The organism is Micromonospora sp. MP36 (assembly GCF_008119785.1).
Lineage (GTDB): Bacteria > Actinomycetota > Actinomycetes > Mycobacteriales > Micromonosporaceae > Micromonospora.
In genome coordinates, this window is sequence record NZ_VSFA01000155.1 from 1 (window position 1) to 13,113 (window position 13,113).

At 73.0% G+C, this 13,113-nt stretch carries 8 protein-coding genes; 2 read left to right on the top strand and 6 right to left on the bottom strand.

The genetic code is table 11. From position 1 onward, the window contains the following. The 6 genes from FXF52_RS38190 to FXF52_RS38215 form a co-directional block, all read right to left on the bottom strand. The coding region (locus tag FXF52_RS38190) for a condensation domain-containing protein (protein WP_255472811.1) at window positions 1-1,522 on the bottom strand (1,522 nt) is incomplete at its 3' end. After that, complete coding sequence (locus FXF52_RS38195; RefSeq protein WP_148804545.1) at window positions 1,519-6,546, bottom strand: non-ribosomal peptide synthetase; 5,028 nt, start codon at window positions 6,544-6,546, stop codon at window positions 1,519-1,521. The genes FXF52_RS38190 and FXF52_RS38195, both read right to left, overlap by 4 nt. Window positions 6,547-6,662: 116 nt before the next feature. Then, window positions 6,663-9,143, bottom strand: a complete 2,481-nt coding sequence (locus FXF52_RS38200) for an FtsX-like permease family protein (RefSeq protein WP_148804546.1) — start codon at window positions 9,141-9,143, stop codon at window positions 6,663-6,665. After that, window positions 9,140-9,811, bottom strand: coding sequence for an ABC transporter ATP-binding protein (locus FXF52_RS38205; RefSeq protein WP_319993806.1), 672 nt, complete (start codon window positions 9,809-9,811; stop codon window positions 9,140-9,142). Before FXF52_RS38205 ends, FXF52_RS38200 begins: the two co-directional genes overlap by 4 nt. Window positions 9,812-9,946: 135 nt before the next feature. Further along, window positions 9,947-11,347, bottom strand: a complete 1,401-nt coding sequence (locus FXF52_RS38210; protein ID WP_148804547.1) for a condensation domain-containing protein — start codon at window positions 11,345-11,347, stop codon at window positions 9,947-9,949. Window positions 11,348-11,410: 63 nt separating this feature from the next. Beyond that, complete coding sequence (locus FXF52_RS38215) at window positions 11,411-12,337, bottom strand: LysR family transcriptional regulator (protein WP_148804548.1); 927 nt, start codon at window positions 12,335-12,337, stop codon at window positions 11,411-11,413. Window positions 12,338-12,678: 341 nt separating this feature from the next. Between FXF52_RS38215 and FXF52_RS38220 the strand changes: the two genes are divergently transcribed. Together FXF52_RS38220 and FXF52_RS38225 are read left to right on the top strand one after the other, a co-directional pair. After that, entirely contained in the window at window positions 12,679-12,879 is a 201-nt protein-coding gene (locus FXF52_RS38220) for a transposase (protein ID WP_370518081.1), read from the top strand. 52 nt (window positions 12,880-12,931) lie between these two features. After that, the coding region (locus tag FXF52_RS38225) for a hypothetical protein (protein ID WP_148804549.1) at window positions 12,932-13,113 on the top strand (182 nt) is incomplete at its 3' end.

Sequence of the window (13,113 nt, forward strand, 5' to 3'; positions counted from 1 at the left end):
TATCCGGCGTCGCCGCGACCCGCTCGCCAAACAACTCGTGCACCCGACGATCCACCACGGACACCGCAGCGGCGCCAGCGGTCAGCAGCTCACGCTCGGCCGCGTCGAGGATCTCCAGCGCGGAGATGCGGGCCTCCGGCGCGGCGGCGACGTGGGTGAGCAGGCGGCTCAGGTGGCCGGCGATCCGTTCCGCGGTGGGCCGGTCGAACAACGCGGTGGCGTACTCCAGGTGACCGTTGAGCGTCCCGTCGGCGGCGCGGCTGAACAGCGCGGTCAGATCGAAGCGGGAGACTCGGGAGCCGGCGACGAGCGGCGTGGCCCGCAGCCCGGCGAAGTCGCCGGTCTCGGAGCGGGCGTCCTGCAGCGTCAGTGCGACCTGGAACAGCGGGGTGCGGGACATGTCCCGCTCGGGCTGCAACTCCTCGACGAGCCGCGCGAACGGCACGTCCTGGTGGTCGAACGCGCCGAGCACGGCGGTGCGGGTGCGCGACAGCATCTCGGTGAAGGCGGGGTCGTCCTCCCAGCGTGTGCGCACGACCAGGCTGTTGACGCCGTACCCGATCAAGTCTTGCAGCTCGGGGCGGGTGCGGCCGGCGACCATGGTGCCGACCGGGACGTCGGACTGCCCGGTGTATCGGGACAGCAGCGCCTGGAAGGCGGTCATCAGCACCATGAAGAGCGTCGCGTCGTTGCTGCGGCCGACCTCGGCGAGCCGCTCGGCGACCGCTGCGGGCACCTGGAAGTCGACCACGTCGCCGTGCCAGTCCCGGACCGGCGCTCGCGGGCGGTCGGTCGGCAGGTCTACGGGGGTGAGGTCGGTCAGCTCGTCGCGCCAGTACCCGAGGTGCCGCTCGTGCACGGCAGCGACCTCCGGTCCGCGCTCCCAGGCGGCGTAGTCGGCGTACTGCACGGGCAGTGGCGCGGGCGTGGTGCCGGCGTAGAACGCTGCCAGGTCGCAGGTCAGCAGCGGCATCGACCAGGCGTCGCAGGCGATGTGGTGCATCACGACGACGAGGACGTGCTCCTCGGCGTTGAGGCGGATCAGCGACGCGCGCGCCGGCCACTCCTCGGCCAGGTCGAACGGGGTGGCGGCGGCCCGCTCGACAAGCTCGACGGCGCGGGCCTCGCGCTGGTCGGCGGGTACGGCGGCCAGGTCCGTCACCGGCAGCGGGGCCGGCGCCGGCGACGCGTCGACCGTCTGCACCGGGGTGTCGCCCATGAGCGCGAGCGCGTAGCGGGTGCGCAGGATCTCGTGGCGGTCGACCAGCGCGGCCCACGCCGCGCCGAGACGCCCGGCGTCGAGCGGGCCGGTGAGCCGCAGCGCCATCGGCACCAGGTACTCGGGGCTACCAGTCTCCAGCCGGTTGAGGAACCACATCTGCTGCTGCCCGTACGTCAGCGGCAGCGGGCCGCTGCGGTCGGCGGGCGAGATGCGGGCGGCACCGCCGCGCCGTCCGGCCAGACGGGCCCGGATCAGCTCCTCGCGGGCCTGGGCGGAGTTGATGTCACCGCTCGAAGTCATTGCTGTTCTCCCAGCACCAGTAGTTCCTCGTCGGTCAATGCGGCGACCTCCGCCCGGATGAGCTCCTCGACCACGACGGCGAGCTCGGCGATGGTGGGCTGCTCGAAGACTGTCCGCACCTTCACCTCGACGCCGAACTCGGTCTGCAGCCAGGACGTGAGGCGTACGGCGCGGATGGAGTCCCCGCCGTGCCGGAAGAAGTTGTCGTGTACACCGGGCGTGCCCGGGGTGTTGCCGAGCAGCTCGGCCCAGCCTGCGGCGATCCGCTCCTCGACCGGGTTGCTGGGCGCGGTGTACTTCTCGCCCGCGCCGGTGGCGTCCCGGTCCGGCGCCGGCAGGGCCCGCTTGTCGAGCTTGCCGTTGACGGTCAGCGGGATCTTCGGCAGCGCCACGAACGCCGCCGGGATCATGTACTCGGGCAGCGCCTCGGCGAGCACCGTACGTAGCTCGGCGGCGCCTGGCGCGGCCGCGCCCTCGGCGGGCACCAGGTAGCCGACGAGCCGGTCGCCGGAGAGCACCACGACCGCCTCGCGGACGCCGGGCTGGGCGGCCAGCGCGGCCGTGATCTCCCCCAACTCCACCCGGTGGCCGCGGATCTTCACCTGGTCGTCGGCGCGGCCCAGGAAGTCCATCGTGCCGTCGGGCCGGCGGCGGGCGAGGTCACCGCTGCGATACAGGCGGTCGCCCGGGCCGCCGAACGGGTCCGGGATGAACCGCTGATCGGTCAGCTCCGGCCGGTTCAGGTAACCCCGGGCCAGGCCGGCCCCGCCGACGTAGATCTCGGCCGGTACGCCGATCGGTACCGGCTGCCCGTGCTCGTCTAGCAGCCGGACGGTCAGGTCGGGCAGCGGGAAACCGATCGGGTTGCCGGGCTGGGCGAGGTCGGTGGCGGTGATCCGGTGGTAGGTGACATGCACGGTGGTCTCGGTGATCCCGTACATGTTGATCAGCTGCGGCCGCTCCAGGCCGAAGCGCTCCGCCCACGGCCGCAGGTCGGCCGGTTCGAGCTTCTCGCCGCCGAAGACGATCGTGCGCAGGGCGAGGTCAGCCATGCGCGGGTCACCGGCCGCGGCCATCGCGACAAGTGACCGGAACGCGGACGGCGTCTGGTTGAGCACGGTGACGCCCTCGGCCACGAGCAGGGCGACGAACTCGTCCGGCGACTTCGTGACCGTGGACGGCACGACGACGAGCGTCCCGCCGTACAGCAGGGCACCCCACAGCTCCCAGACCGAAAAGTCGAAGGCGTACGAGTGGAACAGCGTCCACACGTCGGCCGCGTCGAAGCTGAACAGCGCGTCGGTCATCGTGAACAGCCGGTGCACGTTGGCGTGGGTGAGGCAGACGCCCTTGGGTTTGCCAGTCGACCCGGAGGTGTAGATGACGTAGATGGCGTTGTCTGGCCCGACCGGTGTGACCGGGTCGTCTACCCGCTCTGAGGCCAGCGCGGCCCGTACGCCCTGGTGGTCGAGGACCACCGTGGTCGCGCCGCCGTCCGCCACCTTTGCGAGCTGGGCCGAGGAGGTGACCACCAGCTTCGCCCCACCGTCGTCGATCAAGTACGCGATGCGGTCGGCTGGCTGGGCCGGGTCCAGCGGCAGGTATGCCGCGCCTGCCTTGAGCACGCCGAGCAGCGCGGGCACCAGGTCGGGGCCGCGGTCGAGGCAGACGCCGACCAGCGACTCCGGGCCGGCGCCGAGCGACACCAGGTGGTGCGCCAGGCAGTTGGCCCGCTCGTTCAGCTCGCGGTAGCTGAGCCGTACGCCGCAGGCCACCACCGCGGTCGCGTCCGGCGTCGCGCGCACCCGCTCCTCGAAGACGTGGTGCAGGCAGTGGACCTCGTCGGCGGTCGCGACCGGCGGCGCCAACGCCTGGGCCCGCTCCGCCGGGTCTAGGAAGTCCACCTCGGACACGTTTTGCTCAGGGTCGGTGGCGAACGTTTTCAGCAGCCGGAGCAGGTGGTCGGCCATCCGCTCTACCGTGGAGTGGTCGAAGAGCGCCGAGGCGTACTCCAGGGCGCCGGTGAACGAGCCGTCCGGCTCGCGTTTGAGGTAGAGCGACAGGTCGGTCTTGGCGATCCGCCAGCCGGATAGGAACGAGTCCATGTCGACCGGGTCGGTGAGCGTGCTCGTCGACTCCTCGTCGTGCAGGTCGAACGCGACCTGGAACAGCGGTGTGCGGGACAGGTCCCGCTCCGGCGCCAGCTCGTCCACGAGCCGTTCGAATGGGGTTTCCTGGTGGGCGAGCGCGGCCCGGGTGACGTCCCGGACCCGCCGCACCGCCTCGGTGAACGCCGGCCCGCCGTCCAGCGGGCAGCGCAGCACGACAGTGTTGAGGAAGAAGCCGACCACGTCCCGCACGTCGGGGTGCTGCCGGCCGGCGACCGGGCTGCCGACGGCGATGTCCGTGCTCCCGGTGTAGCGCGACACGAGCGTGGCGAACGCGGTCAGCAGCGTCATGAAGCGGGTCGCCCCGTGGGCCCGACCCACGTCGGTCAGCTTCTCGACGAGCGCGGCCGGCAGGGTGAACGGCACCATCGCGCCAGCCGGGTCGCGCTCGGCCGGGCGCGGCCGGTCGGCGGGCAGGTCGAGTGGCTCCAGGCCCGCGAGCGCACCGCGCCAGAAGTCCAGCTGCGTGTCGAGAGCGGCGCCGCTGAGCCGATCGCGCTGCCAGCTGGCGAAGTCGGCGTACTGCACCGGCAGGTCGGGCAGGCGCGCCGGGCGCCCCTCCGCGTCCGCGGCGAGCAGCTCCCGCAGCTCGCGCTCCAGCACGACCGAGGACCAGCCGTCGCAGGCGATGTGGTGGAACGTGAGCAGCAGCAGCTGCTCGTCGTCGGTGACCCGGGCCAGCAGGCCGCGCCAGAGCGGGCCCTCGGCCAGGTCGAAGCCGGTGTTGAGCTCCGCCGAGATGTGCGCGGCGAGCTGGTCGGCGGGCACGGTCAGGGTACGCAGCGCGACCTGGCCCGGCGGGTCGATCGTCTGCCGCGGCTCACCGTCCACGCTCGGGTACCGCGTCCTCAGCGTCTCGTGCCGGCCGGCCAACACGTTCAGCGCGCGGCCCACCGCGCCGGCGTCGACATCGTCGGGCAGGCGCAGGAAGAGCGGGCTGACCCACTCCGGGCTGCGCGGCGTGAGCCGGTCCAGGAACCACTGCCGGTGCTGGCCGAACGACAGCGGCAGCGCGCCGTCCCGGGGTACCGGCACGATCCGGTCGGTGGTGGGCGCCGCCGGGGCGTCGGCCAGCAGGCGGGCCTGCGCGGCGACGGTGGAGGCGGTGAAGAGGCCGGCCAGCGGCACCGGACGGCCGGTGGCTTCGCGCAGCAGGTTGGCCAGCCGGGTCAGCTGCAGCGAGGAGCCGCCGAGCTGGAAGAAGTCGTCGTGGACGCCGACCTCGCCGGCGGCGGCGAGCAGCTCCTGCCATGCCTGGGCCACCGTCCGCTCGGCGTCGTCGCGGGGCGCGAGGTAGGCGGGGCGGGCGGCCAGGCCGGCGACGTCCGGCGCAGGCAGCGCGGCCCGGTCCAGCTTGCCGTTGGCGTTCAGGGGCAGGGCGGCGAGCGGCACGAAGACCGACGGGATCATCGCCTCCGGTAGCCGGTCGCGCAGGAACGCGCGTAGGGCGTCGGCCGCCACGGCCGCGCCGGGCTCGGCGGGTACGACGTATGCGGCGAGCCGCTGGACGCCGGCCGGGTCGGCGAACGCGACGACCGCGACGCCGTGCAGCCCTGGGTGGGCCGCGAGCGCGGCCTCTACTTCGCCCGGCTCGATCCGCACCCCATTGATCTTGACCTGGTGGTCGCGGCGGCCGACGTACTCCAGCGTGCCGTCGGAGCGCCACCGCACCCGGTCACCGGTGCGGTAGAGGCGCTCGCCCGGTGCGCCGTACGGGTCGGGCACGAACCGCTCGGCGGTTAGGTCGGGCCGGCCGAGGTAACCGCGGGCCAGGCCGACGCCGCCCGCGTACAGCTCGCCGGGTACGCCGATCGGAACCGGCGTGCCGTCGTCGCCGAGCACGAGTACGCGCATGCCGGCGATCGGGCGGCCGATCGGCACGGGGCCGGAGGTCTGTGCCCGGTCGAACCGGTGCGCGGTCACGTCGATCGAGCACTCGGTCGGCCCGTACGTGTTCCAGACTTCCACGTCTACCCGCGCCAGCAGCCGCTGGCACAGCTCGGCGTGCAGCTGCTCGCCGGCCGAGAAGACCAGGCGCAGTGCGGTGCAGCGGGCAAGGTCCGGTGCCTGTACCAGCAGCCGCAGCACCGACGGCACGAGCTGCAGCACGGTGACGTCGGAGTCGGCGGCGCTGCGGGCCAGCATTGCCGGGTCGCGCTCAGCGCCGAGCGGGGCGAGCACGACGGTGCCGCCGCTGACCAGCGGGGCGAAGACCTCCCAGCCGGCCGCGTCGAAGCCGATCGCGGTCTTTTGCAGCACCCGGTCGGCGGCCGACAGCTTGTGCACCCCGACGGTCCAGCCGACCCGGTTGGCGATGCCCGCGTGGGAGATCACCACGCCCTTGGGCCGGCCGGTCGAGCCGGAGGTATAGATCGCGTACGCCGCGCCGTCCGGGTCGGGACGCACGTCCGGCGCGGTGTCGGGGCACGCCTCGATCGCGGCGCGGTCCCGAGTCGGGTGCACGATCGCCGTACCCGCTGGCGCCTCCTTGAGCAGGTCGGAGACGACGACTGGTGCCCCGGTGTCGGCCAGCACGTACGCGATTCGGTCGGCCGGGTGCCGCGGGTCGAGCGGGACGTACGCGGCGCCGGCCTTCCAGACCGCGAGCAGAGCCGTGATGAGGTCCACGCCGCGCTCCAGGCCGACGCCGACCAGCGAGTCGGGGCCTACGCCTCGGGTGCGCAGGTGATGCGCCAGGCGGTTGGCGGCACGGTCGAGTCGCGCGTAGCTGATCTCCTGTCCGCCGTCCACGACGGCGGTCGCCTCGGGCGTGGCCCGCACCTGCTGCGCGAACTGTTCTGCAAGGGTGGCGCCGCCGCCGGGCGCCTGGGCGTCCGCCTGCGAGAAGGGGTTCATGCGGACACTGTGCTGGCCGGGGCTATAACGTCCCTATATCCGCCGCCGGCCTGGCGGAAACGCGTGGACGCCGGGGCAGCCCGTAGCGGCCGCCCCGGTCGCCTCGCCCGCAGCGGTTACTCACGGGCACCGACGAGCTGTACGGCCGGCGCGCGCATGGTCACCCGAACAGTCAGCAGCGAGGTGACCAGCACGAGCACCGCACTGCCCGCGACGAGCGCCACGCCGGCCACCCAGGGCACCGCGACGGGTACCCCGCCGACCAACCGGGACAGCGTCGCTGCGGTGCCGGCGAGGTTGACGGCCGTGGCCAGCAGCGCGAGTGCCGCGCCGACGCCGACGACGAGCAACGCCTCGCCGGAGACCACCCGCCGGACCTGCCGCGGGGTCGCGCCGGTCAGCCGGAGCACCGCATACTCCCGCACCCGCGAGGCCGCCGCCATCATCATCATGTTGACGATCGCGATACCGCAGTAGAGCGCGGTGACGCCGATCAGGAGCTCCACGCCGGCCATGCTGCTGCGCGGGGTGCCGCCGGCGCCGGCGTGCGCGAAGTCGTCGCGGGACGCGACCCGGGCCTGGTAGCTGCCGGCCAGCGACTCAGCCCGCTCCCGCACCCCCGACGGGTCGGCGCCCGGGCGGAACTTGACCAGGACCGACTCGGCCAGGCCGTCGCCGCCGCCCCGCGCCGCGTACGACGGAGCCAGGTAGACCTCGGAGCCGCCGATGCCCTGGGCCACGACCGCGGCGACCCGCAGCGTGACCTCCTGCCCGGTGCCGAGCCACAGACGCAGCTCCTGCCCCACCGAGGCCTCGAAGCGGTCGGTGACCACGACGGTGTCGTCGGCCAGGTCGGCCATCGAGCCGGAGAGGACCGTGCGCGGCGAGGTCTGCTCTAGCGCCACCGGGTCGACCGCGATCGCGTCGAAGTCGCGGAGGCTGCCGGAGTCGTAGCCGTACACGGTGAGTGGCACCGGCGTGGCCACGTACGCGTCGCCCGGCCCAGCCAGCCGCTCCCCCAGCGCCGGGCTCAGGCCGGGCGCGTCGTCGGGGAGCAGCACCAGGTCGGCGACGAGCGTGTTGTCGCGCTCGGCGACCCGGGCGCTGTCGGTGGTGCCAAGCGCGCCGAGCAGCGACAGTGCCAGCCCGAGGGTGAGCAGCACCGGCGCGGCGGTGCCGACCGTGCGCCGGACCGCGTTCAGCGTCTGCTGGCGCACGAGCATGCCGACCGCGCCGCGCAGCCGGGTCAGCGGCCAGGTGACCACCCGGATGAACGGCGGTACGAGCGCCGGAGCCAGCACCGCCACCGCGGTGACCGTGATGATGAGCAGCCACATGTAGATGACCGGAACCGTGGCGATGTGCGGCTGGGCCCGGCCGATGAAGACCATCCCGCCGAGGGCGCAGAACAGCAGGACGAGCCCGGCGATGAGCCGGCCGCGGGTCACGGTGATCTCCTCGACCCGCGCCTCGCGTAGCGCCTCGATCGGCGAGACCCGGCCGGCGTGCCTGGCTGCGGTGCGGGCGGCCACGACGGCGACGCCGACACCCACGATCACGGATACGAGCAGGGGCGGTACGGCCGGCCCCGCGTCAAACCAGGCCGGTGCGGTGTCGTCCCGGGCCAGCCGGTCGCCGAGCAGCGGCCCGCCGATCACCCCGATCGCGCAGCCGACGATCGAGCCGGCGAGCCCGATCATGGCCGCCTCGCCCAACACCAGCCGCCGCACCTGCCGCACGGTGGCACCGAGCGTGCGCAGCAGCGCGAACTCCGCCCGCCGCTGCGCGACGGTGAACGCAAACGTGGAGGCGACCACGAACACCGCGACGAACGCGGCGAGGCCGCCCGCGACGGCGAGCAGCGTACGGGTGTTGAGCATCTGCTGGCGGTCGCGCCGGGCGGCCTCCTCGGCCTGCCGGCGGTCGTCGCCGGTGAGCACCTCGCCGCCGTCGCCGACGATCCGGCTCACCGCCGCCTCGCCGGGCGCGGAGCCGGGCAGGAAGGCGACCGCGTCGACGGCCGGGGAGAGCCGGGCGGCCTCGGAGTCGCTGAAGAAGACCGCCGACTCGAAGTCGACGGCCGCGACCACACCGACCACCGTGTACCGGCTGGGCCCGGCCCGCGTGATGACGGAGACGCCGACCCCCTCGGTGCCCATGCCCGACGGCACCACGATCTCGTTGGCGGCCGCCGGGGGTCGGCCGGAGACCAGCTCGTACCGTCCCAGCTGCGACACCGCCCACGGGTGCCCGACCTGCCCGGCCGGACCGCCGGGGACCTGCGCATAGAAGGTGCGGTCCACGACGGTCCGGCCGGCGGCCGCGAGCCGATCGACCAGGGCCGGAGCGACGGGCGAACGCTCATCCCGGCGTACCGACTCGACGTCCTGTCCGTTGTCGAGGACCAGGCGTCCCTGGCCGACGACGACCACTGGAGAGCCGACGAAGCGCTCCGGCGGTCGAGGCGGTGCGGTCATCGTCGCGCCGAGCACGATCGCGACGGTCGAGATCATGCCGACGCCGATCGCCAGCGCGACGAACGCGCCGAACACGGACAGCCAGCGGAACCGCAGGGTGGCCCCGGCAAGCCCGATCATCGGGTGCTGACCTCCAGGTCTGCCATCTTGGCGGCGACGGACGCCGCGTCAGGTTCGGTCAGCTCGCCGACGACACGACCGTCGGCGAGGAAGATCACCCGCTGCGCTGCCGCGGCGGCCACCGGGTCGTGCGTGACCATGACCACGGCGCACCCCTCGCGGCGCACCAGACCGGCGAGCAGCTGCATGACCTCGCGGCCGCTCTTGGTGTCGAGGGCACCGGTCGGCTCGTCCGCGAAGAGCACGGTCGGCCGGGAGATGAGAGCGCGGGCGATCGCCACCCGCTGCTGCTCGCCCCCGGACATCTGGCCGGGCCGGTGGGTGGCGCGGTGCGCGAGGCCGACCTCGGCCAGGGCGTGGCGGACACCGTCGAGCGCCGGGCGGCGCCCGGCCAGGCGCAGAGGCAGCTCTACGTTCTGCTCGGCGGTGAGCGACGACACGAGGTTGAACGACTGGAACACAAAGCCGATGTGGCCACGGCGCAGCTCGGTGAGCGCCATCTCGTCCAGGCCGGACAAGTCGACGCCGTTGACGACGATCCGGCCCGCGCTGGGCGTCAACAGGCCGGCGGCGCACTGGAGCAAAGTGGACTTGCCGGAACCAGAGCGGCCCATCACCGCCGTGAATGTGCCCGGCCCGAACTCGAGGGTGACGTCGTCAAGCGCCACGACCTGTGTCGGGCCTTGCCCGTAGGCCTTCCGGACACGTTCGAGTCTGATGCCTGCAGACAAAGTCGTCCCCCCCCTTTCCCGATCGTCTGGTGGCGCCAGTCGACCTGATCGGGACGATCGTATGAGCAGAACCTAGGCGCGGTCTCCAACGCCAGTACCCATAGCAGGGTGGGTACTGCCTCCCATAGCGAGGAGAAGCGTGAGGTCAGAGGCGTCGACGAGCGAAAGGTCGGCAACTACCGCATCGAGGTCCTCCACCGCCAGTCGGACGAACCTGGTGAACGCGGCAGCGACCCGTTCAATCGTCGACCGCTCGAACTGGCCGGCGTCGTACTTCAAGACCGCCGACAGGCCGTCGGCGGATTGGCGCAGCTCGACCAGGAGGTCGAACTGTCCTTCCATCTGCGGGACATCAAGCAATGCGAGCCGCAGCCCGCCGTACGTGATCTCACGGCCCTCGACCGCGTCGGGCGTCACCATCGGCAGCGGTGGCTCCAGCCGATCGGCGACCAGCATGGTGATCGCGATCGTGAAGAGCGGCGGCCGCGGCGCGACGAGCTCGGTGAGCGTGGAAAACGGCAGGTCGGCATGGGCGTTCGCGGTGACCACCGAGCGCTGCGCGGCCTTGATCGTGGCACGCAGCGTGGTGGTGCGGTCGAACGTGGCCCGCAGCACGACGGAGTTGGCCAGGTAGCCGACGACCTCACGCAGGCCGCCTCGGAGCCGGGTGGTGACCGGGCAGCCGATCAGGAAGTCGCTCTCGCCGGTGTGCCGGTGCAGCATCGCCTGGAACGCGCCGGTCAGGAACGCGAACGGGGTCACCCCGGCCCGCCGGGCGGCGGCCTCGACGCTCACGGCCAGATCCGGGTCGAACCAAACCGTGGTGGAGCTGCCCTTCGGTAGGCCAGCGAGGCCGTCGGCCAGGTGGTCCGCAGGGAGCTTCGCCGCCGGTACGCCGGTAACCACGCCCCGCCAGTAGCGCTCCAGCACCTCGCGGCGGGGCGAGTCGAGCAGCCGCCGCTCGGCGGCCACCACCTCGTCAAACGCCGAAGTCGCCGGCCGCGCCGGTGCGCCCGCGTACGCCTCGAGCAGATCCCGGGCGATCAGCCACTGCGCGGTGGCGTCGCTGACCAGATGGTGGGTGACGAGGACCAGCGCGGCGTCGTCGGCGGCCCGGCGCAGCAGCACGGCGCGCATCGGCGGCTCGAGATCCAGCCGGAACGGCACGACCGACTCGGCACACGCCGCCTCGAACAGGTCCGCCACCGGCACCTCCCGGACCACCAGGCGGGGCGCACCGGCGCGGCCGGGCGTGCGCACAGGCACGCCGTCGACCTCGTGGAATCCCTCGGTGAGCACCGGGTGCCGGTCGGCCAGACCGGCCACGGCTCGGGCGAGCCGCTCGGTGTCCAGCGGGCCGCGGATACGCATCGCCAGCACGACGTTGTACGCCGGGCTCTCCGGCGCGAGCCGGTAAAGCAACCAGAGTGCCTGCTGCCCGACCGACAGCGGCCGCTCGTCCGACCCCGACATGCGCCCCCCTCCTGATGCTCCACGGCGTTCCGAACAACACTGGTATGGCGCGCTATGCGAAAGCTATACGGCAGCTGTACCCGCGGCGGGCGACCCGGCAGTAAGTGCGCCGATGAACGCAGTCACCGGCGGCTGGTCGGCCCCTTCCGCGGCGACCGCCCAGACGCGGCGCCTGGCCGGACCCGCGCCGGCCAGCGGTACCAGCGCTACGCCGGCGGGCGGCGGCGTGACCGCGAGCCGCGGCACCGGCGCCACCCCGTGCCCGGCCGCGACCAGCGCCAGCACCACGGAAAAGTCGTCGCCCTCGTAGTGGGTGCGGGCCGCGTCGGGCCAGGTCATCGGCAGCGAGGCGTCCGGCGCGGCGACAAGCTCGGCGGGGTCGACCTGCCCGAGGTCGACCCAGCTCAGCCCGGCCATCGGGTGGTCGGCCGGCACCGCGAGCAGCACCGGCTCGTCGAAGAGCGGCACGGGCACCAGCGGGGCCGGAATCTCCAACGTCCCGTACCCGAACACGATCGCCAGATCGACGTCGCCCGCTCGCAGCGCGGCCAGGGCTGGCCCGGGCTCCACTTGGAACAGCACCACCCGGACCAGCGGGTGATCGCGGCGGAAGGCGGCGAGCGCTCCCGGCACCAGCGCGCGGCAGGCGGACAGGAATGCCGCGACCCGGATCGTGCCGAGCCTCCCCTCGCGTAGGTCGGCCAGCTCGGTGCCGAGCCGCACCAGCTGCGCGCGGAGGGCGTTGTGGTGGCCGAGCACGAGCCGGCCAGCGTCGGTGAGCGCGACCGGCCGGCGCCGCAGCAGCTCGGTGCCGGCCCACCGCTCCAGCGCCGCCACCTGCTGCGAGACGGCCGACTGGGTGAGCCCGAGGCGCAGACCCGCCTGCGTAAACGAGCCGGTCTCGACCACACTGGCCAGCGTCACCAGCCAGGCGAGATCAAACCCGGTCAGATCGAAGTCGACCGCTGCCGTGGACTCCTGGACAGGCATGCGGGCGAGCCTAGTGCGGTGTCTATTCACTAACGTTCACCGGGTTTCCGATGCACTGCTGTGGATCGTCACCGTGCGACTCCCCACCAGCTGGTGGGGCAGGCCTCTGCGGGCCAACTGAGCCTCGCGCCGCCACAGGTGGGCGGCGGGGTCACGCCGGGACCGGCCGGCACCGGGCAGTTGTCGGCCGGCATGACGGTGTGTGACCACCTCCGGCAGCACAACGGCGGCCGGGGTGGTGGGACCACCGCCCGGGATGCGGGTGGCGATGATGGCGGCCGCGACCAGGTCACACCCCGTGAACTGACAATGCAGGCAGGACAGGGTTCGGCCACGAGGCGCTGGCCGATGACCTGCCCAGCCTGCACTCGTTCGTCGCTGGCCTACAACGCGACCTTGATGCGGTGACTGCGGGGCTGACGCTGCCGTGGAACTCCGGGCCGGTGGAGGGCCACGTGAACCGGATCAAGATGATCAAGCGCCGAATGTACGGTCGTGCCGGCTTCGACCTGCTGCGCAAGCGTGTACTGAACCAGCACTGATCCCACGGCGGTGTGACGGCCCGCCGGCGGGCGCCGTCGCTAGGGTGGTGGCATGGCGCGCAGACACCGCAACGACCCCCGGCCCGGAGACGAAGACTTCGTACCGTTCACCGACGCCGAACGGCGCGCCCATGCCGACGCGCTGTCGCGCTCCCACGCCGGCCACGACTGCGCCGAGCAGGCCGCCAGCCTGTGCCAAGCCGGCGAGTACTACGCCATCCTCGGCGAACACGA